The organism is Collimonas arenae (assembly GCF_001584165.1).
GTDB lineage: Bacteria > Pseudomonadota > Gammaproteobacteria > Burkholderiales > Burkholderiaceae_D > Collimonas > Collimonas arenae.
Genome location: NZ_CP013233.1, coordinates 3359706 through 3383408, shown reverse-complemented (window position 1 = coordinate 3383408; position 23703 = coordinate 3359706). Strand labels below are relative to the sequence as shown.

The 23703-nt window shown below is 57.1% G+C and carries 16 protein-coding genes and 2 pseudogenes; 14 read left to right on the top strand and 4 right to left on the bottom strand.

Annotation, left to right across the window (positions count from 1 at the left end; all coding sequences use genetic code 11):
* Positions 1-125 precede the first annotated feature (125 nt).
* Positions 126-1916 carry an acyl-CoA dehydrogenase gene (locus CAter10_RS15480; RefSeq protein ID WP_061534111.1) on the top strand — a complete coding sequence of 597 codons (1791 nt, stop codon included), beginning with the start codon at positions 126-128 and terminating at the stop codon, positions 1914-1916.
* Positions 1917-1993: 77 nt separating this feature from the next.
* Here CAter10_RS15480 and CAter10_RS15475 read toward each other — a convergent pair.
* Positions 1994-2412, bottom strand: a pseudogene (locus tag CAter10_RS15475) (NINE protein).
* A gap of 353 nt (positions 2413-2765) precedes the next feature.
* On the opposite strand from CAter10_RS15475, the gene rpsP reads away from it, so the two are divergent.
* The 12 genes and pseudogenes from rpsP (at position 2766) to CAter10_RS15420 (ending at position 18124) form a co-directional block, all read left to right on the top strand.
* Positions 2766-3017 carry a 30S ribosomal protein S16 gene (rpsP, locus tag CAter10_RS15470; protein ID WP_061534110.1) on the top strand — a complete coding sequence of 84 codons (252 nt, stop codon included), beginning with the start codon at positions 2766-2768 and terminating at the stop codon, positions 3015-3017.
* Between the two features lie 17 nt (positions 3018-3034).
* Complete coding sequence (gene rimM / locus CAter10_RS15465) at positions 3035-3616, top strand: ribosome maturation factor RimM (protein ID WP_236905382.1); 582 nt, start codon at positions 3035-3037, stop codon at positions 3614-3616.
* A 63-nt stretch (positions 3617-3679) separates the two neighbouring features.
* Complete coding sequence (gene trmD, locus CAter10_RS15460; protein ID WP_061534109.1) at positions 3680-4426, top strand: tRNA (guanosine(37)-N1)-methyltransferase TrmD; 747 nt, start codon at positions 3680-3682, stop codon at positions 4424-4426.
* Between the two features lie 184 nt (positions 4427-4610).
* Entirely contained in the window at positions 4611-5003 is a 393-nt protein-coding gene (gene rplS / locus CAter10_RS15455; protein WP_061534108.1) for a 50S ribosomal protein L19, read from the top strand.
* A gap of 235 nt (positions 5004-5238) precedes the next feature.
* Complete coding sequence (locus tag CAter10_RS15450) at positions 5239-5913, top strand: CoA pyrophosphatase (RefSeq protein WP_197467130.1); 675 nt, start codon at positions 5239-5241, stop codon at positions 5911-5913.
* A 209-nt stretch (positions 5914-6122) separates the two neighbouring features.
* On the top strand, positions 6123-7079 hold the full coding sequence (locus CAter10_RS15445) for a CobD/CbiB family protein (protein ID WP_061534107.1): 957 nt from the start codon (positions 6123-6125) through the stop codon (positions 7077-7079).
* A gap of 220 nt (positions 7080-7299) precedes the next feature.
* On the top strand, positions 7300-7647 hold the full coding sequence (locus tag CAter10_RS22055) for a DUF3579 domain-containing protein (protein WP_082797944.1): 348 nt from the start codon (positions 7300-7302) through the stop codon (positions 7645-7647).
* Between the two features lie 135 nt (positions 7648-7782).
* Positions 7783-8175: a hypothetical protein gene (locus CAter10_RS24345; RefSeq protein ID WP_335340162.1), complete on the top strand. Its 393-nt coding sequence runs from the start codon at positions 7783-7785 to the stop codon at positions 8173-8175.
* Positions 8136-10622 (top strand): bifunctional diguanylate cyclase/phosphodiesterase, encoded by a 2487-nt coding sequence (locus CAter10_RS15435; protein WP_335340161.1) that lies wholly within the window; start codon positions 8136-8138, stop codon positions 10620-10622. The genes CAter10_RS24345 and CAter10_RS15435 overlap by 40 nt, the downstream gene beginning before the upstream one ends.
* A gap of 97 nt (positions 10623-10719) precedes the next feature.
* A pseudogene (fumC, locus tag CAter10_RS15430) lies at positions 10720-12110 on the top strand (class II fumarate hydratase).
* A 170-nt stretch (positions 12111-12280) separates the two neighbouring features.
* Positions 12281-14083, top strand: coding sequence for an autotransporter assembly complex protein TamA (locus CAter10_RS15425; RefSeq protein WP_082797943.1), 1803 nt, complete (start codon positions 12281-12283; stop codon positions 14081-14083).
* A 27-nt stretch (positions 14084-14110) separates the two neighbouring features.
* Positions 14111-18124: a translocation/assembly module TamB domain-containing protein gene (locus CAter10_RS15420; protein ID WP_231878999.1), complete on the top strand. Its 4014-nt coding sequence runs from the start codon at positions 14111-14113 to the stop codon at positions 18122-18124.
* A 36-nt stretch (positions 18125-18160) separates the two neighbouring features.
* On the opposite strand, the gene CAter10_RS15415 is transcribed toward CAter10_RS15420, so the two are convergent.
* Positions 18161-19615 carry an MFS transporter gene (locus tag CAter10_RS15415; RefSeq protein ID WP_257722344.1) on the bottom strand — a complete coding sequence of 485 codons (1455 nt, stop codon included), beginning with the start codon at positions 19613-19615 and terminating at the stop codon, positions 18161-18163.
* Between the two features lie 172 nt (positions 19616-19787).
* Here CAter10_RS15415 and pabB point away from each other — a divergent pair, with 172 nt between their 5' ends.
* On the top strand, positions 19788-21686 hold the full coding sequence (gene pabB, locus CAter10_RS15410; RefSeq protein ID WP_061535387.1) for an aminodeoxychorismate synthase component I: 1899 nt from the start codon (positions 19788-19790) through the stop codon (positions 21684-21686).
* A 7-nt stretch (positions 21687-21693) separates the two neighbouring features.
* Here pabB and CAter10_RS15405 read toward each other — a convergent pair whose 3' ends face one another.
* Positions 21694-22125, bottom strand: a complete 432-nt coding sequence (locus CAter10_RS15405) for an EamA family transporter (protein WP_061534102.1) — start codon at positions 22123-22125, stop codon at positions 21694-21696.
* 57 nt (positions 22126-22182) lie between these two features.
* Positions 22183-23664, bottom strand: a complete 1482-nt coding sequence (locus tag CAter10_RS15400) for an efflux transporter outer membrane subunit (RefSeq protein WP_082797942.1) — start codon at positions 23662-23664, stop codon at positions 22183-22185.
* Positions 23665-23703 lie beyond the last annotated feature (39 nt).

Sequence of the window (23703 nt, the reverse complement as noted above, 5' to 3'; positions counted from 1 at the left end):
GCACGGCGTTGAAAAGCAAACTACGGATTGATTTTCAACGTTCTGTCAGGAATCATAACGGGTGGTATTGCAGGTACTGGCAGCGCCAGATCTAGTAGTGCCACCCGATTTTTTTGGAGTAGGTCATGAGTTATGTCGCCCCACTGAAAGACATGTTGTTTGTCCTGAACGAGTTGGCCGGACTGGAGCAGGTCAATGCGCTGCCGGGCTGCGAGGATGCGACGCCGGAAACCGTGGAAGCGGTACTGCAGGAAAATGCCAAGTTTTGCGGCGAAGTCGTCGCTCCGCTGAATCGCAGCGGCGATCTGGAACCGAGCTATTGGCACGACGGCCAGGTCACCACCAGCAAAGGCTTTAAAGAGGCGTTCAAGGCGTTTGCCGAAGCGGGCTGGCAAGGTGTTCAGCATCCGGTCGAATTTGGCGGTCAAGGCTTGCCGAAGCTGGTCGCAACCCCATGCATCGAGATGCTGAATGCCGCCAATTTGTCGTTTGCGTTGTGCCCGTTGCTGAGCGACGGCGCCATCGAAGCGTTGCTGACAGCCGGTAGCGACGAGCAGAAGCGGATTTACCTGGAAAACCTGGTGTCGGGAAAATGGACCGGCACCATGAACCTGACCGAACCGCAAGCCGGTTCCGATCTGGCGCTGGTGCGCACCCGCGCGGTGCCGCAGGACGATGGCACTTTCAAGATTTCCGGCACCAAGATTTTCATTACCTACGGTGAGCACGACATGGCCGAGAATATCGTCCATCTGGTGCTGGCGCGCACGCCTAACGCACCGGAAGGCGTGAAAGGCATTTCACTGTTCATCGTGCCGAAATTCCTGGTCAATGCTGACGGCACGCCAGGCGCCCGTAACGATGTCCATTGCGTGTCGCTAGAACACAAGCTGGGCATCAAGGCCAGCCCGACTGCAGTGCTGCAGTTCGGTGATCACGGCGGCGCCATCGGCACATTGGTCGGCCAGGAAAATCGCGGTCTCGAATACATGTTCATCATGATGAATGCGGCGCGTTTTGCAGTTGGCCTGCAAGGCATCAGCGTTGCCGAGCGCGCCTATCAAAAAGCCGTAGCTTACGCCAAGGATCGGGTGCAGTCGCGTGACCTGGCTGGCTCCGCCGGCGCGGTAACTATCATCCATCAACCCGATGTGCGGCGCATGCTGATGTCGATGCGTTCACAGGTCGAGGCGGCGCGGGCGCTGGCTTACGTTACCGCAGCTGCCCACGACGCGGCGCATCATCATGCCGACGAGGCGACTCGCAAGTCGAACCAGGCGTTCTATGAATACATGGTGCCGGTGGTCAAGGGGTGGTCGACCGAACTCTCGATCGATGTGGCGTCGACCGGCGTGCAGATCCACGGCGGCATGGGCTTCATCGAAGAAACCGGCGCCGCGCAGTTCTATCGCGATGCACGGATCTTGACGATCTACGAAGGCACCACAGCGATCCAGGCCAACGACCTGATCGGCCGCAAAACCGTGCGCGACGGTGGTGCGGTAGCCAAGGGCATCGTCGCCCAGGTACGCGCCACCCAGGCCGAGCTGGCTGCGAGCGGATCGGCTGACCTGGTTGCGATCGGCAAGCAACTGGCGCGCGGCGCCGATGCGTTGGAGCAGGTCATCACTTATGTGGTGGATAACCTGAAGAGCGATATCAAGAGCGTATTTGCCGGTAGCGTGCCGTACCTGAAACTGGCCGGTATCGTGCTCGGCGGCTGGCAGCTGGGACGGGCGGCGTTGGTATCGGTGAACAAGCTGCAGGCGGGTGGCGGCGACGCCAGTTTCTATCAGTCCAAGATCGGCACCGCTCGTTTCTTTGCCGACCATATCTTGTCCCAGGCCGATGCCTATCGTGTTTCTATTGTTGAAGGCAGTAGCGGCGTCATGGCGTTGACGGAAGACCAGTTCTGATAGGTGGTTTAGCCCGGCAAAGAAAAAAAGCAGCCCAAGCGGCTGCTTTTTTTCATCTGACGGTGCTGCCGAGGGCGTCAGCCGTAGGCGCCACCGGTGAATAGCAGGTCGAAGGTGCGAGCGATAGCGCCAATCAGGGCAATCGCACCGACTCCCAATGTCAGTACCACCAGCAATATGACAAACCAGCTAGAGTCGGATTTCTTGCCGGAGTGGGCGTTGTACTTGGCGTCCCACTTTTCGTCCGGTGTCAGGCCGATCACCAGCGATTCAATGCAGGCAACCAGTCCTGAAATCACGAGCGGAGCAAACAGGAAGGGCACCAACTGATCTTGTCGCCACAACAGGTAAGCCAGTAGCGAGAGTGGCAATGAAATCAGGTGCAGCCAGCCCATTTATCTTTCAAGCCGCCCAGGTAGAAGCGGTGCAGGCCGATGCTGCCGAATACGGTGGCAAGGAAAGTCGCGCAAGTCTTGTTCTTGTGGCTAGTGGTCATTTGCTGGTCGCTTGGATTATTGATCTTCGGGAATGTGCATTAAAAAGCAGCAATTTCTTGTATCAGGTGGGTAAAATGTTAATATACTAGGTTGGATGTCGCTTTCAGTATTTCCTGTCCGCATCGCGCGAGCCGGGAAGGGCGATGGAATGGGGCGTAGTGTACAGCTTTGAGTTGCAAGCATGTCGCTGTTGCCCTTACTCCGGATGTCGCCGGCAAGGCGATTTGGGTAGTCCTGCAAATTAGTTTGACGTGGAGAAACCACACCTGTGGCCCGCTCGGGTTGCGGGTTGGGTCTGGTATGCGTTATAATTTGCGGCTTTTTCCGTGTTCGAACACTTTTTGGAAACATTATGGTCGTTATTCGTTTATCCCGTGGTGGCGCAAAGAAGCGTCCTTTTTACAACATCGTAGCTACTGATTCGCGCAATCGCCGTGACGGTCGCTTCATCGAACGCATCGGTTTTTACAATCCGGTAGCGTCTGGTGCTGAAGAGACTTTCCGTATTGCTCAGGATCGCCTGACGCATTGGCAAGGTGTTGGCGCGCAATTGTCGCCGACCGTTGCACGTCTGGTTGCTGACGCTGCCAAGAAAACTGCTTAATTCGGCAGTTTGAACCGTTGAACGCGTCAGTGAATTTGTCGACCACAGCGCAGACTGGAGCTGCAATACCTTCGGATCTGGTGGTGGTCGGTTACATTACTGGCGCTTACGGTATCAATGGCTGGGTACGGATCAAACCGTATTCGGCGGATGCAGATGCGTTGTTGCATGCCAAGACATGGTGGCTGGGCCGGCAGAATTCGCCGGAGCTGCGCGATGTTGAAATGATGCAGGCGAAAAATCACAGTGGCGACATTGTGGCGCGCCTGATGGGCGTGGCAGGGCGCGATGCAGCCGAGGCCATGAAAGGCACCGTGGTGCATGTACCACGCAGCCATTTCCCGGCGCTCTCGGATGATGAGTTCTACTGGGTCGATCTGATCGGCCTGGCAGTTGAAAATCTGCAGGGCGAAAACCTGGGCGTAGTCGCCGATCTGATGGACAACGGCGCACATCCGATTCTTCGGATCACTGTCCCGGCAGTTGCAGATCAAGAAAAGGCGGCGCCAGAATTATTGATCCCGTTTGTCGACCAGTTCGTCAAGACGGTGGATCAGGCAGCCAAGAAAATTACAGTTGACTGGGGACTTGATTATTAAGTCCGTGCAGCTGAAGTTGCAATCGTTTAAACGCTTGCGAGTCGGAACAGAAGGGTGAGCGGGATGCAATTTGATGTCGTCACACTGTTTCCCGAGATGTTTGCAGCATTGACGCAGTCGGGGGTTACCCGTCGCGCGTTTGAACAAAAAAAATGCGAACTGGCGATGTGGAATCCGCGCGATTTCACGACCGACAACCATCGCACCGTGGACGACCGGCCTTATGGCGGCGGCCCAGGGATGGTGATGTTGGCAAAGCCGCTGGAAGCCGCGATTGACGCGGCCAAGGCACGTCAGCTGAAGCTAGAGTTACCCGTACCGAAAGTCGTGTATCTGTCGCCGCAAGGCGGGCCTTTGACGCATCAGCGTGTCATGCAGTTAACCGCTGAGCCGGGTCTGGTTTTGTTGTGCGGTCGCTATGAGGCGGTGGACCAGCGTTTGCTGGATCGTTGCGTGGATGAAGAAATCAGCCTCGGCGATTTCGTTTTATCCGGTGGCGAATTGCCGGCGATGGCATTGATGGATGCGGTAATCAGGCAGTTGCCGGGCGTCCTGAATGACGGCGCCTCGGCGGTCGAAGACAGTTTTGTCAACGGCTTGCTCGATTGTCCGCATTACACCCGGCCGGAAGTTTATGAGGGCATGACAGTGCCGCCGGTATTGATGGGCGGGCATCACGCTGAAATTGAAAAATGGCGACGCCAGCAGATGCTGCTTGCTACCGCAAGCAAGCGTCCGGATTTGATTCAGAAGATACGTGAGGCAGGTTTGCTGAGCGCCGCTGATGAAAAATTCCTGCGGAGTCTATAGATTGATATAGGTATGAATCGAGAGGGAAACCCTCGATTGTGGCCGTTAGGAAAAGCAGGTTGTAGTAAGCAGTAAAAGTAGTACCAACGGGAGGCCAACCGGCCGCCTATGTTTAACCCCATCCTCTACTGAGCGGGTGCATATGCACCAATCAGCGTCAGCAAGATGGTATCTGGAGCTAAAAATGGACTTGATCCAACAACTTGAGCAAGAAGAAATTGCCCGCCTCGGCAAAAATATCCCTGAATTCGCACCAGGCGATACAGTCGTTGTGAACGTTAACGTGGTTGAAGGTACGCGTAAGCGTGCTCAGGCTTACGAAGGCGTCGTCATTTCGCGTCGTAACCGTGGTCTGAACTCCAACTTCATCGTCCGTAAGATCTCTTCCGGCGAAGGCGTTGAGCGTACATTCCAACTGTACTCGCCATTGATCGCTTCGATCGAAGTCAAGCGCCGCGGCGATGTCCGTCGCGCCAAGCTGTACTACCTGCGTGAGCGTTCCGGTAAATCGGCACGTATCAAGGAAAAATTGCCACAACGTCGCAACGCTGCAAAGGCTGCACCAGCAGTAGAGTAAGTTGTGTCGAGTCAGGCATAGGTATTGCATGAAAAAGGGGCGCCGTCAGGTGCCCCTTTTTTTATCTGCAGTTTCCCCGGCGTATGGCGTGCCATCGACTATTTGAGCAGCTTGGTGGGCATCGGTATCGATGAACGGTCAAGGAGAATGACATTAATTGTTATCATCTGTGTCAGTAGTGATATATGCGGCGTTATCGGAGCAAAGTGCAGGACAGATTTTTTGAGGAATTTTCTTGGTTAAGTTAACTTTCGATCCTTTGATGATGCCGGTCGATGCCGTCGCCGGTGAGTCAGCGCTGGCGCCTGAAAGGATGAATGCTACATGGCTGCGTCAACGCTTTGCGCAACAACCGGAGTGGCACCCCGAGGATCTGGATAGCCAGGCCATTCAGCGCATGCAGCAGGGTAGGCCGGTAACACCGGCGTCGGTGCTGATTCCGATCGTCATGCATGAGGCGCAGCCGACGTTGTTGTTCACCCAGCGTGCAGCACATCTGACCGATCATGCGGGACAGGTGAGTTTTCCTGGCGGCAGGATGGAACAGAGCGATGCCTCGCCGGTCGAGACGGCCTTGCGTGAAGCTGAAGAGGAAATTGGACTGGTGCGGAGCCAGGTCGAAGTGATCGGTACTTTGCCGGAATATTTTACTGGTACTGGCTATCGGGTCACGCCGGTGGTGTGCCTGATTGTTCCTCCGGTCAGTTTGCGCGCCGATCCGGATGAGGTGGCAGAAATTTTCGAAGTGCCGCTGGCGTTCCTGATGGATGGCCTGAATCATCAATTGCGCAGCATCGATCTGCCGGATGGCTATCGCCGTACCTTTTATGCGATGCCGTATGAGCGCTTCTTCATTTGGGGCGCAACAGCTGCAATGCTCAGGAATTTGTTTCACTTTCTCCGCGCTTGAGCGGTGTATTCGCTTGGCAGCGGTGTATGTGGCGGCACTTATTTCCGCCGAATGCCAAATTAATTACCGGCAGCACACTGTACAAGTTTGATTCTGCGGGTGTGCTGCGTTATCGTATGGGATACTTCGGTTTTGGTGCAAAATCGACTCCTGGATTGCTGGTGCGATGCAGACTTGATACGCAGTTTGTTGACTTATAAGGCTGGTTAATGACATTCCTCTCCATTCTGTTTGCGTTATTGATCGAACAACTGAAGCCGCTGCGTGCAGACAATCCTGTGTATGCGTGGATCAAGCATTTCGCGAGCAAGATAGAAAATTCGTTCAATGCGGGCCAGGCACGCCAAGGTCGTTTGGGCTGGTTCTGCGTGATGCTGGCATTGACCGTGCCGACTGCGTTGATTTATTGGCTGTGCGTGCATATCGGTTTTTGGGCGGCGTTTTTGTGGAATGTACTGATTGTGTATCTGACCCTCGGATTTCGTCATTACAGCCATTACTTCAGTTCGATCCAGCTAGCGCTCAATACTGGTGACGAGGCAACCGCACGGGCACTATTGGCTGAATGGACCAAGCTCGATACGACTGACATGGATGTCAGTGAAATTTCACGTATCGCCGTTGAGAAGGCGCTGATTACGACGCATCGCCACGTGTTTGGCGTGTTTTTCTGGTTCCTGATGCCGGTCGGTCCGGCCTGTGCCGTGATGTATCGTGTCGCTGAATATTTGGCGCGTGGCTGGAACGAGCCGGACCATATGAAGAATGAAGCGTTCGGCCGTTTTGCAACCCAGGCTTTTTACTGGATCGACTGGATCCCGGCGCGGTTGACGGCGGCGGCTTTTGCGGTGGTCGGCAATTTTGAGGATGCAATCTACGCTTGGCGCAATTTTGCCGAGCGCTGGAAAAATGAAACAGATGGCATCATCCTGTCTACTGGCGGTGGAGCGATGGGTGTTCTGCTTGGCACGCCGTTGGAGAATGCGGTCGCGATCCTGCCGATCGACGCTTCGACGGTAGATTCGACGACCGCGGAGGGCGATAGCCCGCCGGGCGATGCACCAACTCCGCGCGCGTTGCAAAGTACGGTTGGCCTGGTGTGGCGCGCTCTGCTGCTGTGGATGTTCCTGTTGCTGCTGTTGTCGGCCGCGATCTGGTTCGGCTGATCGCTTGCGATTGCGTCGGTGTGTGCTTGTGGGTAAGGTGCCGGCGCAGGGATCGTTCTATTTCATTGTGACGTGTCGGTCTTATATAAGATATAATACGTAAGAATTAACCTAAGCGATCTCATGATCGTAAATGAGCTGCGCGAAAATTGTAGCTTGCTTCCAAAAGAGGCCAAGCAAATGTCTGTAGCAAGCGTTATAGAAGAAACGAGCTGTACGCATGGCTGATACTATTCAATCTCCCGACGCGCCTGCCCGCGAATTTTTCATTCAAGGCATTACCAGTGATGGCAGGCAATTCCGACCCAGCGATTGGGCGGAGCGTCTGTGCGGCGTGATGGCCTGCTTCCGTCCAGAAGGATCGGGAGGGCGCAACGCTCACTTGCAATATTCTCCCTATGTCAGGCCGGTGCTGCTCAATGGCGTGCGGTCTGTCGTCGTCAACGAAGAGCTGCGTCAGATTGAGCCGCTTGCTTATCATTTTGTGGTCAATTTTGCCAAAGATAATGATTTGCAAATTGTGCATGCCTGTCTTTTGCCTGATGCCGAGGCGCCGAAATCCCCTTGATTTCTGATTAATATCGCGACAATTGTTGCGTTATGGATTTTAGTTTCTAGTCGGAACTAAAAAGAAGTCAAATCCCTGCGTTACCGAGCAAAAAGTCCGTGTAATATTTCGGCTATTGTTCGCAATGGAGTGGAAATGTTTCGTCGAGGCTCGTCAATTTTTGTACCCATTGCCTCTTTATTCAGTTTGATATTGGGCCTGGCCATTACGCTTGGGCTTTTTGTCTCGGTGCGTCATCTCGAGCACGAGAAAGTGGATGCGGAATTTCGGCGCCTTGCCAGCGGTCATCTGAAGGCTGTGGTCGATGGGCTCGATGCGCTGGTGCATGAGCTGGAAACCATCAATCGCCTGTTCATCACGGTGGACGGTGTCACTCGCGAACAGTTCCACACATTTGCTGCGCCGATGCTGCAGCGTTCCCCGTATGTCAAGTCGCTGGGCTTCCAGCGCCTGGTGACTGCAGCCAGCGTCCCGCGTTTGAAGCGGAAATGCGCAAGTACTATCCCAATTATTCGATTCGGCAATTAGGTGACGGCAAGCCCGAACCTGCAGCGGGCCGGGACCAGTATCGCGTGGTCGAATACATGGAGCCGATGGCGGGCAACGAACGGGCTTTCGGGCTCGATGTTTCAACCAGCAAGATCCAGGCGGAGCCCTCGCAGCGCGCGCGCGATACAGGTTTGCCGGCTTCCACCGATTTGTTCGATCTAACCAGGCGCGACAAGGGGCGCCAGTTGGGATTGATGATCCTGATGCCGGTTTACCAGCATGACGCCGTGTTGGATAGCGTCGACGACCGTCGCCGTGCCTTGATCGGCTATACCAGCGCGGCAGTGTGGGCCGATGCTTTTGTCAACAGTGTGTTAGCTAAGGATGGTGCGCAGACGCGCGACGATTTTTTTCTCCGGGTATATGCGAGTGCCAAGCCGGAGGAGGCTAGCCTGGTTTATCGCCAGGGTAATCCTGTGACTCCGACAGAGACGGCTACATGGCTGCCGTCGTGGTTGTTTTACGATGCGCCGCAAGACATGTCGCAAAACTTCGAACTTGCCGGCAAGTCTTGGTACATTGAGGCATCCTCGCCGCCAAGAATTTTTACCAAGAAAAATGCGGGTTCGGTGCTGGTGCTGTTGCTGGGTAGCCTGCTCAGTTTCATCGGCGCCACCTATCTGTATTTCCTGTCGACGCGTTCCAAGCGTATCGAACAATTGGTTGATGCGCGCACGCAGCAAGTGCGGCTGGCGACGCAGATGATGAAAGAGGATATCGTTGCCCGCAAACGTGCCGAAGACGCGCTGCAGCTGCGTGAGCGCGCTATCGAATCCAGCGCGCACGCGATCATCATTTCCAGCGCCAAGTTGCCCGACCACCTGGTCGAATATGTGAATCCGGCTTTCGAGCGTATTACCGGCTACACGTCGAGCGAAATGATCGGCCGTAACCTCGAGATATTGCACGGCAACGATCATGACCAGTTCGGGCTGGAAGAGATTCGCTCGGCCTTGCGCGAGCAGCGTAGCGCCAACGCGGTGATTCGCAGCTATCGCAAGGACGGCACGCTGTTCTGGAACGATCTTTATGTCGCGCCGGTCAAGGACAGTTCGGGCCGCGTCAGCCATTTCGTGACGGCCTTGTATGACATTACCGAAATGAAGAGTTATGAAGCCGAACTGGAGCACCAGGCGCGGCACGACACCTTGACCGGCCTGGCCAACCGCAATGTGCTGAGTGATCGCCTGAGCCAGGCAATCGTTTACGGTGAATTGTACGGGCATCGGGTGTGGGTGGTGTTTGTCGACCTGGACCGCTTCAAATTCGTCAACGACACGCTGGGGCACAATGCAGGCGACCAACTGCTGAAGGAGGTGGCGTTGCGTCTCAAGGCTTTCACCCGTGAAGCCGATACGATTGCGCGCCTGGGCAGCGACGAATTCGTCCTGATCCTGCCGGAACGTCTTGATGAGGAACTGAGCGTCGGCTTGATTCAAGGCATGATGGATTCCATCGCGCGGCCGCTGCAGATCGAGGGTTATGATTTCTTCCTGAGTTGCAGCATCGGTGTCGCGGTTTATCCGAACGATGGCGCCGATCCTGAAAGCCTGCTCAAACATGCCGACATCGCCATGTACCGTGCCAAGGAAATGGGCAATAACAACTACCAGTTTTATACTGCTGCCATGAATGAGCGGGCGCTGGAGCGGCTGCGTATCGAAGGCGATTTGCGCAATGCGCTGGAACGCAAGGAGCTACTGCTCTATTACCAGCCGCAGGTGGATTTGCGTACCGGGCGCGTGGTTGGCATGGAAGCGTTGATCCGCTGGAAGCATCCGCAGCTCGGCATGATCTCGCCGACACGTTTCATCAATTTGGCGGAAGAGACCGGCCTGATTGTCCAGATCGGCGCCTGGGTGATGCATACCGCCTGTGAGCAAAACAAGGCGTGGCAGCGCATGGGCCTGGGCTACTTGCGTATGTCGGTTAACCTATCGACTCGTCAGTTCTTCCAGCAGAACCTGGTGCAATCGGTGGCGCAGGTGCTGGAAGAAACCGGATTGGCGCCGCATTATCTGGAAATCGAATTGACCGAGAGCCTGGTGATGACCGATGTTGAGTTGGCGGTCGGTATCCTCAATGATTTGAAATCGATCGGCGTACAATTATCGATTGATGATTTCGGCACCGGCTATTCAAGCTTGGCCTACCTGAAGAGTTTTCCAATCGATGCACTGAAGATCGATCAATCGTTTGTGCGCGACATTACCGTTGACCAGGATGACGCGGCGATCGTTGCTTCGATTATTTCGCTGGCGCATAACCTGCGCCTGCAGGTAATTGCCGAGGGCGTCGAGACGCAAGAGCAACTTTCCTACCTGCAGCGTCATCGTTGTGATGAAATGCAAGGCTTCTACTTCAGTGAGCCGATCGCGGCATCGGCTATCGAAGACCTCCTGCGCGCTGGAAAAGTATTACCATAGACAATTCAGCCACGCCGCTGCGTCCTCGACGCAGGCGGTAAGCCAGCATCCGTCGGACCTGCGCCGACCGCATCCCTGTTATTTGATGGAGCATGACATGACTACTACCAGAACAGAGCGTGATACTTTTGGCAAAATAGAAGTTCCGGATGACCGCTTGTGGGGCGCGCAGACGCAGCGTAGCCTGCATCATTTCCACATATCCAGCGAGCGCATGCCGACCGAACTGATCGTGGCGCTGGCGGCGGTCAAGCAGGCTTGCGCGCAAGTCAACCAGGATCTCGGCAAGCTGCCGAAAACCCAGGCGGCGGCGATCATCCAGGCGGCGCAGGAAGTGGTGGCGGGAAAACATCCGCAGGAATTTCCGTTGTCCATCTGGCAGACCGGTTCCGGCACCCAAAGCAACATGAACATGAACGAGGTGTTGGCCAATCGCGCTTCGGAGTTGCTTGGTGGCGTGCGCGGAGAATCGCGCCTGGTACACCCGAATGACGCGGTCAATATGAGTCAGTCGTCGAACGATATTTTCCCGACCGCGATGCATGTGGCGGCAGCGCTGGCGGTCGCCAATGCGCTGCTGCCGTCATTACGCAAGCTGCGCGCCACGCTGCACAGGAAATCGGTCGATTTCGACGACATCGTCAAGATCGGCCGTACCCATTTGCAGGATGCCACGCCATTGACACTGGGCCAGGAATTCTCTGGTTATGTGGCGCAGCTGGATCTCGCCGAAAAAATCATCGTAGCGGCGCTGGAGCCATTGTGTGATCTGGCGGCTGGCGGCACGGCAGTCGGCACCGGATTGAACGCTCCCAAGGATTTCGGCAGCAGGGTGGCGGCGCAATTGGCAAAAGCCGAAGGCTTGCCGTTCCGCAGCGCCGACAATAAATTTCCGCGCTGGCATCGCACGATGCGCTGGTTGCCGCCCATGGCGCCCTGAAGACGTTGGCTGCAGCGCTGATGAAGATCGCCAACGATGTACGTTGGCTGGCATCCGGGCCGCGCTCGGGGCTCGGCGAAATCAGCATTCCGGAGAATGAGCCAGGCAGCTCGATCATGCCGGGCAAGGTCAACCCTACCCAGTGCGAAGCGCTGACCATGCTGTGCTGCCAGGTGTTCGGCAATGATGTCGCGATCAACTTTGGCGGCGCATCGGGCAATTTCGAGCTGAATGTGTTCAAGCCCCTGATCGCCCACAATTTTTTGCAGAGCGTGCGCCTGCTGGCGGATGGCATGACCAGCTTTGAAGAGCATTGCGTTGATGGCATAGCCGCCAATCGCGATCGCATCGCCGAATTGATGGAGCGCTCGCTGATGCTGGTGACGGCATTGGCGCCGCATATCGGCTACGACCGCGCGGCGCAGATCGCCAAGCACGCGCATCACGACGGCAGTACCTTGAAACAGGCAGCGCTGGAGCTGGGCTATGTGACCGAGCAGCAATTCAATGATTGGGTGCAACCGGTCAAGATGACTTATCCGGAATAGCCAGGACTGCCACGCGGTGGCGTATGGGAGATGCTATTTTCGCAATTGAAAAATAATGTTTGTTAGAATGCTGTCCCTCTAATGCCTGTATTGCCCTTATCTATGTCTTTATCGATTTTCTTGAGGGAAATTCACATATTTTTTGCGCTGGTCCTTATGGATTGCGGCGCATGGTGAAATGTCTTCGTAAGCCAGCAGCCTGGTTGACACCCTCTGTCCGCTGCACTGTGTTCGGCTTTCTGGCGCTGGTCGCCGGTCTTGCCGCGCCGTTAGCGAGCGCCACTTACCGGGTCGAAATCGAGGCGCCTTCGGATATCAAGGGTTTACTGGAACAACATCTGGATTTGTCGCGTTACAAGGATCGTACTGACCTAAGCGACGATCAGCTGAAATATCTGATCGATACGGTAGGCGACCAAGTGACGCAATTGACCTCGACCGAAGGCTATTTTTCGGCTACCACCAACGTCACTGTGGAGCCGGGTGACCACAAGACCATCCATCTGAAAGTCGATGTCCATCAGCGCACCATGGTGTCGCAGGCCGTCATCGACGTGATTGGCAGCGCAGTTGCCGATACTCCGGAGCGTGTCGGACAAATCAAGCAGAACTGGGGCTTGCCGGTAGGACAGTCGTTTCGCCAGGCCGATTGGGCAAAGGCGAAGGATGACGGTCTGCAGGCTTTACAGAAACGCCGCTATCCGGCCGCCAAGATTGCACGCTCTGAGGCGCGCATTACCCCTGAGGACAACGACGCCGAATTGGGGGTCACATATGACAGCGGGCCTGGATTCACGCTCGGGCCATTGCGCGTCACCGGCACCAAACGATATCCGGCCAGTATTATCGAGAATGTCAATCCGCTGTTCGTTGGTGAGGAGTACAGCGTTGACCGATTGCTGCTGCTGCAGCGACAGATCCAGAATACGTCTTACTTCGGCAATGTGATCGTTAGCATCGATGACGATCCGGCTCACGCCAGCGAATCACCGGTGAATGTCCAGGTCAGCGAATTTCCAGCGCAACGGTTGCGTGCCGGGCTTGGCTATGCGACCGATACCGGGGCGCAGGTGCAGGGCCGTTACACCAACTACAATGTGTTCGGCAAAGCCTGGATATTCGATGCCCAGACCAAGATCGAGCAGCGCCGCCAGTATGGATCGCTGGATTTGTCGATGCCGCCGGATACACGTAGTTTTGTCAACGGCGTCAACGGCTCCTATGACCGTACGACCTTGCAGGGAGTCGACTTGCGTAGTCTCAAGGTCGGCCTGAAGCGGGCTCGCTCGCTGGAAAACTATGACACCTCCCTGACCCTGGATTACTATCGGGATCACCTGCAACAGACCGACGGCGCGACCCTGCCGCCGAATACCGTGGTCCAGCCGGGACAGCATCAGGCGCTGGTGCCGGGATTCGCCTGGGTGCGGCGCGCGGTCGACGATTCGATTTTTCCGCGGAGTGGGCATATCTTCTCTATACAAACGGGTTTCGCCGTGAAAGGCTTGTTGACCGACCAGACATTTTTCCGAGCTGACGCCCGCTACAAATATTTTGTGCCGATTGGCAAACGCGACGTGGTGATCTTGCGCACGGAACTGGGCGGCGTGTTCACCAGCGGTTCCAGCGCTGCGGTGCCGGCTTCTTTGCTGTTTCGCGCGGGCGGCAACGAATCGATCCGCGGCTATAGTTACGACAGTATCGGCAACTCCCAGAACGGCACGGTTTATCCGACCAAATACCTGGTTACCGGCAGCGCCGAATACCAGCACTGGGTTACTCAGCAGTGGGGCGGGGCATTGTTCTACGATATTGGTACCGCCACCGATAGCTGGGTCGACAAGGAGACCCGGGTCGGCACTGGTGCGGGCCTGCGTTATCGGAGCCCGGTTGGCACTGTCAACCTGGACCTTGCCTATGGCATCCAGGCCAGGCAGTTCAGGCCACATATTTCACTTGGCATCGCCTTTTGATTTCTTCACATTTCCAAGATTGAACGCATGACCCAAGCGCCTGTCACTTCGCCCGAACCAGCAACGCCGCCAACGCCCGCCCGCGGGCGTGGTTGGCGGCGTCTGTTCACTGCCTTGGCCGGTACAGCACTGGCGCTGGTGGTGCTATTGGCGCTGGTATCGGTCGCCTTGTTTTTCAGCGCGCGCTCCGAAGCCGGCACGCGCGCCTTGTGGCAGCTCGCCACCTGGGCCATGCACGGCAACCTGTCGGGGCAGGTGGCTGGAGGCACGTTGGCAGATGGCCTGCAGTTGCGCCAGCTGGCATATCGCGACGCAACGCAGGAGTATTTGATTGACCGAATTGACGCTCGCTGGCATCTCAGTCTGTCGCCGCTGAAATTTCAGGTTGCTTACCTGCATGTCGGCAATGTCGATGCTCGCTTGCAACCGACGCCGTCGACACCTACCGTGCTGCCGTCCAGCTTCAAGCTGCCGTTGCAGCTGGAACTCAATGATATTTCACTGGCGCAACTGGCAGTGCATGAAGGATTGAGCACGACCGAACTGAGCCATCTGCAGTTGCACGGCGAGTCGGATGGCCTTCAGCATCAGTTGGTGCTGGAGCGGCTCGATACGCCTTACGGCAGGGCCAGCGCCAAGCTCGCCCTGAATGGCTTGCGTCCCTTTGCACTCAGCGGCGGCGTTGAGTTGGGCGGCGAATACCAGCAAGAAAAATATCAGGTGGACGCTCGTCTGTCCGGCACGCTGGAAGCGCTGGATATCGATTTGAATGCGCGCGGTGACAAGCTGGCCGGCACCGCCAGGATTGCGGCAACGCCGTTTGCGCCAATCCCGTTCCAGAGCGTCGCGTTGCAGGCTGCACACGTCAATCCGAAACTGTTCAGCAGCGGCGCGCAGCAGGCCGATTTGAGCTTGCAGGTCGAGTTGAAGCCGCTTGCGCCGGTAGTGGCTGCGGCCGCGTCAAATACAGCTAGTGTGCCTGCCGCCGATTTGTCGACACTGGCAGTCAGCGGTCCGATCAGAATCACCAACGCGATGGCTGGGACGCTCGACCAGGATCGCTTGCCACTGATTAGCGCCAGCGCCGATGTGCGGCTGGATGCGCAGACACAGCAGATATCGCAACTGCAAATCAAACTGTTGAAAGACGCTGTGATCAGCGGCCAGGGGGCTTATCGCAGCGACGGCAAGGATAAAGATAACGGCGAGTTCAACTTCACCGTAGCCGGATTGGATCTGCATGCCTTGCATGGCAAATTACAGCCATCGCAGTTCCGCGGACCGGTCAACGTCAAGCTGACGCCGCAGAACCAGCAGTTTGCGCTGGATCTGGCCGATGCGACTTACAAGGCCAAACTGGAAGCCGTTCTGGATGCAAAACAGATCACGCTGAAAAATGCGCAACTGGCGGCCGGCGCGGCGCGTCTCGATGCCAGTGGCACGTTAGGGCGTGATGGACAAATGCCCTACGCGCTGAAGGGCAGCCTGCGTGCATTTGATCCATTTTTGTGGATCAACAGCAACGCGACGCCAGGCAAGTCGAAAGCAAAAGCGCAGGCGGTCGCGGCAAATATCAATATGGATCTCGACGCCGCCGGCAATCTGGGGCCGGAACTCGGCCTCAAGCTCAAGTTCGCGATTCACGATAGCCGCTACGATCAATTGCCGATGAGCGGCGGCGGCCAGTTGAATCTGACCGGAAAGCGCCTGCTACCGAGCGATATCGCGTTGTCGGTGGCGGGGAACGAGGTGCGTGCCAAAGGCAGTTTCGGCGCCGCCGGCGACCGTTTGCAACTCAAGGTCGATGCACCTGAATTGCAACGACTGGGATTCGGTGTGTCCGGCGCCTTGCACGTGGACGGGCAAGCCAGCGGCACATTGCAGCGGCCCAGCGTGCAAGCAACCTACCGCGCTGACAAACTGGCGTTTGGCGAGCATCGTGTGGATAGCCTGACCGGTCAGGCCGATGTGCAAGCGGATCTCGACGCCAAGTTGAATTCCAGCAGCAATCGGCTGTCGCTTACCATTGATGGCCGCGGCTTGCATAGCGGGAACGATGTCGCCCTCGATAAACTGAGCCTGAATTTGTCGGGCACCTATGGCGCACATACATTGAAACTGGATAGCGCCGGCAATCTGCGTGGCAAGCCCCTGCACCTGACGATGGCAGCGCAAGGCCAGCTCACGCAAGGCAAGAACGGTTACGGCTGGCAAGGGCAACTGAGCGAATTGCAGAACCAGGGAATTCCCCGCATCAGCCTTGGCGCGCCTTTGACGATCAGTGCCGAAGCCGGGCATGTGGTGCTGGGCGCGACGCGTTTGAGCGTGGCCGATGCGCAGATCGATTTGAAGAATTTCAGCTACGACAACGGCAAGATGCGTTCGGCAGGGGAGATTAATGCACTCAACGTCGCGACAATATTGGGGCTGGCACATGAGTTTGGTGCACCCGAAGTACCGCTGAAGACGGACCTGGTGCTGGATAGCAGCTGGGATTTTTCGTTGGCGGACAAGATGAGCGGGTTCCTGCAAATCGCTCGCCGCAGCGGCGATCTGCGCGTCAGCCACGGACGGGGCGACATCAACCTCGGTTTGTCCGAGCTCAAGCTGCGTGCTGATCTGCAAAACGGCCACATCAAGCTCGACAGCCAACTGGCTGCGGCACGCATCGGTACATTGACGGCTCAGTTGCAGCTGGCTTTGCAGAACAACGGCGGTAGCTGGAGCATCGGCGACAGCTCGGCAGTGAGCGGCCGTGCCAGGCTGCAGGTGCCGCAACTGAAGTCGATGGGAGCGCTGATCGGGCCGCAGGTTGCACTGGATGGCAGCATCGGCATGGATTTGAGTCTGGCCGGCGAGCTTGGCAAGCCGAAGTTGTCCGGTACTGTCACCGGCGACCAACTGGCGGTGACGCTGTTCGATCAGGGCATCAAATTGAAGGACGGTATTGCCCGTCTCAACCTGGCCGATAACGTGGTCGATTTGCAGCATCTGGAATTCCATGGCGGCGACGGCACCATACGCGCCACCGGTCGCTTGCAATTGGGACACGACAATCCCGACCTGACTGCTAATGTCATTGCCGACCACTTGCAACTGTTTGCCAGCCCGGACCGGCAACTGATGTTGTCCGGCCAGGCCAAGATCGCCAACGTCAAGGAGCAACTGCATGTTGACGGTAAGTTCGCGGTAGATAAGGCATTGTTCGATTTGCCAAAGAGCAGTGCACCGGCGCTGGGCGACGACGTGATCATCGTTCGTAAAGACGTGACGGCACGCGCTACGCCGTTGACGGAGAAGGAGCGACTGGCCAAGGCAGCAGAGAAGCCGGCCGGCGGTGCCACTCCGGTGATGAGCGTGGAGGTTGATTTCGGCGACGATTTTCGCTTCCGCGGCAGCGGCGCCGATTTGTTGCTGCGTGGCGCAATGCAGGTACGCAGTGAGCCCTATCAACCGTTGCGCGCCACCGGCACCATCCGTGTCGCCAGCGGCAGCTATGAGGTGTTTGGCCGCAAACTGGCGATCGAGCGCGGGTTGATAAATTTCCAGGGACCGATCGACAATCCGAACATTTATATCCTGGCGATGAAGCGCAATCAGGACGTCGAAGCCGGCGCAGAGATCACTGGTACGCCATCCAACCTGCGGGTCAAGCTGGTGTCGGAGCCGAATGTGTCGGATGAGGAGAAATTATCCTGGCTGATGTTCGGCCACGGGAGCGATAGCTCTGCGTTGGGGCAGCGGCAGGCGGCGGGGCAGGCGTTGGCGTTGCTAGGCAACCTGGGCGGCAAGAAGATCGCGCAAGGCATCGGCTTCGATGAGTTCTCGATCGGATCGAGCGAATCGGGCATCGACAACGAACAGGTTGTCAGCCTAGGTAAAGCCATCACCGAAAAAATCAACCTTGGCTACGAGCAAAGCCTGACCAGCGCTGCCAGTATCCTGCGACTCACGTGGCAATTTTCGCGACGCTGGTCGATGGTCATGCGCGGCGGCACGATCAACGGATTGGATGTGTTGTATAACCTGCGCTTCGATTAACAGCTACACAACCGCAGGCACTTCGTCTTTGAACGACTATCTGCGTCCGGACAGCTCCGCTCCCGCGTCCGGTTGCAGCTTCAACGCAAACGGCAGGGAAGCCAAGGCGATCAAGCCGATCAGCAAAAATGCCGGCCAGAAGTCGGCGCTGACGATCGTTGCGTGGCCTTGTACCTGATTCGATACTTGCAGCGCAAAGCCGCCAACAGTCACGCCCAGGCCGATCGCCAACTGCTGTGCCACACTGGTCAAGCTGGTAGCCTGGCTCATCTGACGCTGATCGATCTCGGCATAGGCAATCGCGTTCAGGCTGGTGAATTGCATGGAACGCACGCAGCCGCCGAGCAGCAGCATCAGGATCACGATCAGATGCGGCGTATCCACTTGCAGTGCGCCAAACGCCGCCATTGATAAGGTGCCCAGCACGGTGTTGTAGATCAGCACATTGCGGAACCCGAAGCGCTTCAACACCACGGTCGTCATGGTCTTTACAAAAATCGCCCCTGCGGCGGAAGCGCAAGTCAGCAAACCTGACTGGAACGGCGTCAGGCCGAAACCTAGCTGGAATAACAGTGGCAGCAGGAATGGCAGCGCGCCGACGCCAATCCGGAACAACGAGCCGCCGAACACGTTCATGCGCAGGGTAGGAATTTGCAGCAGGCGTAAATTGATCAGCGGATGCGGTGTGTGGAAGGCATGCCAGACATATGCCAGCAAGCTGATCGTACCGACAATCACACAGATCATCGAGACATCGCCAGCCACCAAGTGTCGCCCGGCGCTGGCCAGGCCGAACATGAGAGACGAGCAGCCGATCGCCGACAGCAGGAAGCCGATCCAGTCGAGCGGCACGGTGTCGTCACTGCGCAGGTTTTCGATGAAACGGGTGGCCAGATAAATGCCGAGAATGCTGATCGGTACATTGATGAAGAAAATCCAGCGCCAGTGGAAATAGGTGGTGATGAAGCCGCCCAACGGCGGTCCGATGACTGGCCCCAGCAGCGCCGGGATGGTCAGGTAGCTCAGCGCGCGCACCAGCTCGGCCTTGGAGGTGGTGCGCAAGATCACCAGCCGTCCGACCGGCACCATCATGGCGCCGCCGACCCCTTGCAGGAAACGGGCGGCGACGAATTCGGCAAGCGTATTAGAGATGCCGCACAGGATCGAACCAAGCATGAACACGCCGATGGCGCTACGGAACACGGTGCGGGCGCCGAAGCGGTCAGCCATCCAGCCGCTGATGGGGATGAATACCGCCAGGCTGACCAGGTAGGAGGTCATGGCCAGTTTCAGCGCGATCGGGCTTTCACCCATGTCGTGCGCCATCATTGGCAGCGAGGTTGCGATGACCGTGGAGTCCATGTTTTCCATGAACAGGGCGCAGGCCACAATCAGTGGTGTGAGGAAAACGCGGGATATGGCCATGTGGGATCGGTAGATAGAGCCGGGCCGGACTGCCGATGATGATGCCTTGACAGACCTTGGCGCCATCGTAAGCGGCTGTGCTGGCAAAGTGCATAATTATAGCGTTTTGGCTGGAACGCATCTCCCAATTGAAGGTCAATAGGCCCTAATCTTTGGCCGATCAGGTAGCATGGCAGGCTTTGGTCGCTGGCGTTCCTTGTTGTTGCGTCGGCGGCATGCTGTTTGTTTGCAAAAAATCATGAATACAACGTTTGATTGCCCACGTGCCGAATTTGCCTCCTGCTTCGCATTGCTGGATGACCGTAGTGCCGAGTCTGGCCGGGCCGGCGCGTCGCGCCTTTACACAGGGTTGGTCGAATGTCTGCAATGTTTCCGGGCTGAGGAGTTGCCGCAGTTGCTGGCACAAATGCAACAGGCCGTGCAGAACGGCCTGCATGCGGTGACGCTGTTTACCTATGAATTGGGAATTGGACTGCAGCATGTCCTGCCGGAGCGGACGGGGCGGCAGCGGCCGACGCAAGCGTTGGCGCAAATCCTGCTGTTTGCCGATTGCAGCCAATTGGGCGACGATCAGGTGGAGTCCTGGCTGGAACAGCGTCAAGCGGCGCAGCGCGGCGGTGGCGACGCAGGCATTGCCAATTTGCAGTCGAATGTCAACGCAGATCAGTTTGCCGCAGCAATCGCAAAAATTCACGCCTACATCGAGGCGGGCGATACTTATCAGGTCAACTACACCTATCGCTTGCGTTTCGATATGTATGGCGATCCAGTAGCGTTGTATCGGCAATTGCGGCTGCGCCAACCGGTGCCGTATGGGGCGTTGATCGGCTTGCCGAGCGGCGCCACGGTGCTGTCGCTGTCGCCAGAGCTGTTCGTGCGCCACGCTGGGGGGGGGCTGACCGCTCGGCCGATGAAAGGTACTGCAGCGGCCAGCGGCGATCCCGATCAAGATCGGCAGAGTGCACTGGCGCTGGCAGCCGATCCCAAGAACCGGGCGGAAAACTTGATGATCGTGGATTTGCTGCGCAACGACCTGGGGCGTATTGCGGTCCCGGGTTCGGTCCAGGTGCCGAAACTGTTTGAAGTCACCCGCTTCAATACCGTGCTGCAAATGACTTCCACGGTGCAAGCCAGGGTGCGCGACGATATCAGCCTGGCCGGCCTGGTGCAAGCACTGTATCCCTGCGGTTCGATTACAGGTGCGCCGAAGCTTCGCACCATGCAGATCATTGATGAACTGGAACCGGAACCACGCGGCTTGTACACCGGCGCGATCGGCTGGTTCGATGCGGCCACCGATGGCCGCCGGTTTGGCGATTTTTGCCTGTCGGTGCCGATCCGTACTCTGATGCTACAAGCACCAAGCCCGGACGGTCCGTTCGGGGCGAGCATCCGCCGCGGTGAGATGGGCGTCGGTGCCGGCATCGTGCACGATAGCGTGGCCGCCGACGAATATGCCGAATGCGCATTGAAAGCAAAATTCCTGACAGGCTTGCGTGGCGATTTTTCGTTATTTGAAACCATGTACGCTACCCGTGCCGATGGTTGCCGGCATCTGGATTTGCATTTGCAGCGGCTGCAGGCATCTGCCGTGTATTTTGGGTTTCCGTTCAACGAGTCAATATTGCGTGCAGCAGTGCAGGCGCATTGCGCCAGCTTGTCCGATGCGGTTCCCCAACGTTTGCGTCTGACCCTTTCAGCAGGTGGCAATTGCAGTTTGGAGAGCGCGGACCTGGGAACACTTGAGATGCCAGTCAAATTGTTGATCGCACAAACATTGACGCATTCCGACGATTTATTCCTGCGGCATAAAACCACCTTGCGCCAGTGCTACGATCAAGCGTGGCAAGACGCGGCACAACTGGGCGCGTTCGATATGCTGTTTTTCAATCGCGAAGGTGAGCTTACCGAAGGTGGTCGCAGCAGTGTCTTCGTCAAGCTGGACGGACACTGGTATACGCCGCCGTTGCGGTCTGGATTACTGCCGGGAGTAATGCGCAGCATAGTCCTGAATGATCCGGCTTGGAATGCTGTCGAACGCAGCTTGGGCCTGGAGGATTTGCTCGCCGCGGAGCAGATCATGGTGTGTAATGCTTTACGTGGAACCATGCCTGCAACGCTATTGCGGATAGCGTAAGTATCGTTTAAAAAGCAATGATCACCACCGACCCGGCTACGATCAGCGAACCGCCGATCGCCACCGGCCAGGTCAACTGTTCGCCGGCAAACAGCAGTCCCAGTACGATGGCAAAGGCTACGCTCAGCTTGTCGATTGGCGCCACCTTCGATATCGGGCCGATTTGCAGTGCATGGTAATAACATAGCCACGATAAGCCGGTAGCGATTGCCGACAGCACCAGGAACAGCCAGTTGCTGGCGCCCACCTGTGCCGGCTTTTGCCATTCGCCACGCAAGGTGACGATGGCGGCGATCACGAACAGGATGACGATAGTGCGGATGAACGTGGCGAAATTCGAATTCATGCCGGTTACGCCGAATTTGCCGAAGATTGCCGTCAGGCCGGCAAAAAATGCAGAACCGAGTGCAAACAGTTGCCAGCTTGAGCCGAAATTCATTTTTTTTCCTCCCCTCGAACGACTTTGGTGAATGCAGCGTTGCTGCAGGCGATATCTTTATTTCTGGACTGGCTTGACCGCGCCGTCCTGACCACGATCGTTCAGCATGGCATTGTCAGGCAGTTCCGCCTGGCTCCAGCCGCCACCCAGCGCTTTAATCAGCGACACACTGGCTGCAAAGCGCCGGTTCCGGATATTCAGCGCAGCCAGGTCGGCATTGAATGCGGTCGCCTGGGCAGTCACCACGCTGGAGTAATTGACCGTACCAGCCTTGTATTGATTGAGGATGAGTTCCACTGCGCGGTGCGCAAATGCGACAGTTTCATTCTGCACTGAAGCTTCCTGTTCCAGAATCCGCAATGCCGCCAGATTGTCTTCGACTTCCTGGAAGCTGGTCAGCACGGCTTGCTTGTACACGGCAACGCTGGCGTCATACGCGGCAATTGCCTGATCGCTTTGGGCGCGACGGGCGCCACCGTCAAACAATGTTGCGGCCAGTGCTGGTCCAAGCGACCAGATGCGATTGGGCACTGTCAGCCAGTCGCCAAAGCTGCTGCTTTGAAAACCGCCGGAAGCCGACAACGTCAGGTTCGGGAAGTAGGCGGCCTTGGCCACGCCGATCTGGGCATTGGCTGCCGCAGCCAGGCGTTCGGCGGCAATGACGTCCGGGCGGCGTTCCAGCAATGCCGACGGTACGCCGACTGGAATAGTCGGCAGCACTGCAACCAGCGGTGCTGGCGTTATCGAAAAACTGGAAGCGGCTTGTCCGGTGAGGAGCGCAATCGCGTGTTCCAGCTGGGAACGCAGTACGCCGTTGTCCACGGCCTGCGCCTGTGCCGATTTGAGCTGGGTTTGTGCTTGAATTACATCGGATTGCGCTGCGACGCCGACAGCGTATTGATTCTGCGTCAGCTGCAGCGATTTCTGGTAGGCGGCTACGGTCTCATTGAGCAAATTTTGCTGCATATCTACCACGCGCAACTGCAGGTAGTCCTGCGCCAAGGTGGACTGGGCGCTGAGTTTGGCTACCTGCAGATCGGCAGCACTGGCTTGCGCCGAGGCACGATTGGCCTCCACCGTGCGGCTGATGCGACCCCACAGGTCAGGTTCCCAGCTGCTGCTCAGGCCGAGCGAATAGGCGTTGGCAACTCGACCGCCATTACTGGAATTCGCGGCCGAGCCCGAGCGCGTCACCCCGCTATTCGCTCCTATCGTCGGGAAATACGATGCCCTTGCCGATTGCACCAACGCCCGGGCCTGGCGGAATTGCGCCTCAGCCTGCGCCAGGTTCTGGTTGGAGATATTCACTTGCTCGACCAGCGCGTTCAATTGTGGATCCTGGTAGATTTCCCACCATTTTTCCTGCAACGGCTGATCTTGCGGCGTAGCCACTTTCCAGTCCTTGTTTTCCTTGAAGGCGGCCGGCGCATCGGCCACCGGGCGCACGTAGTCAGGGCCGACGGCACAGGCGCTTAACAAGATTGCCGCGATCGCCAGCGCCATCAGGTTTTTGTGCGTAGGTATATGCATGTGTTTCATGTTTGATCCGTTGATTATCGTTGTTCGCCGACCATGCTT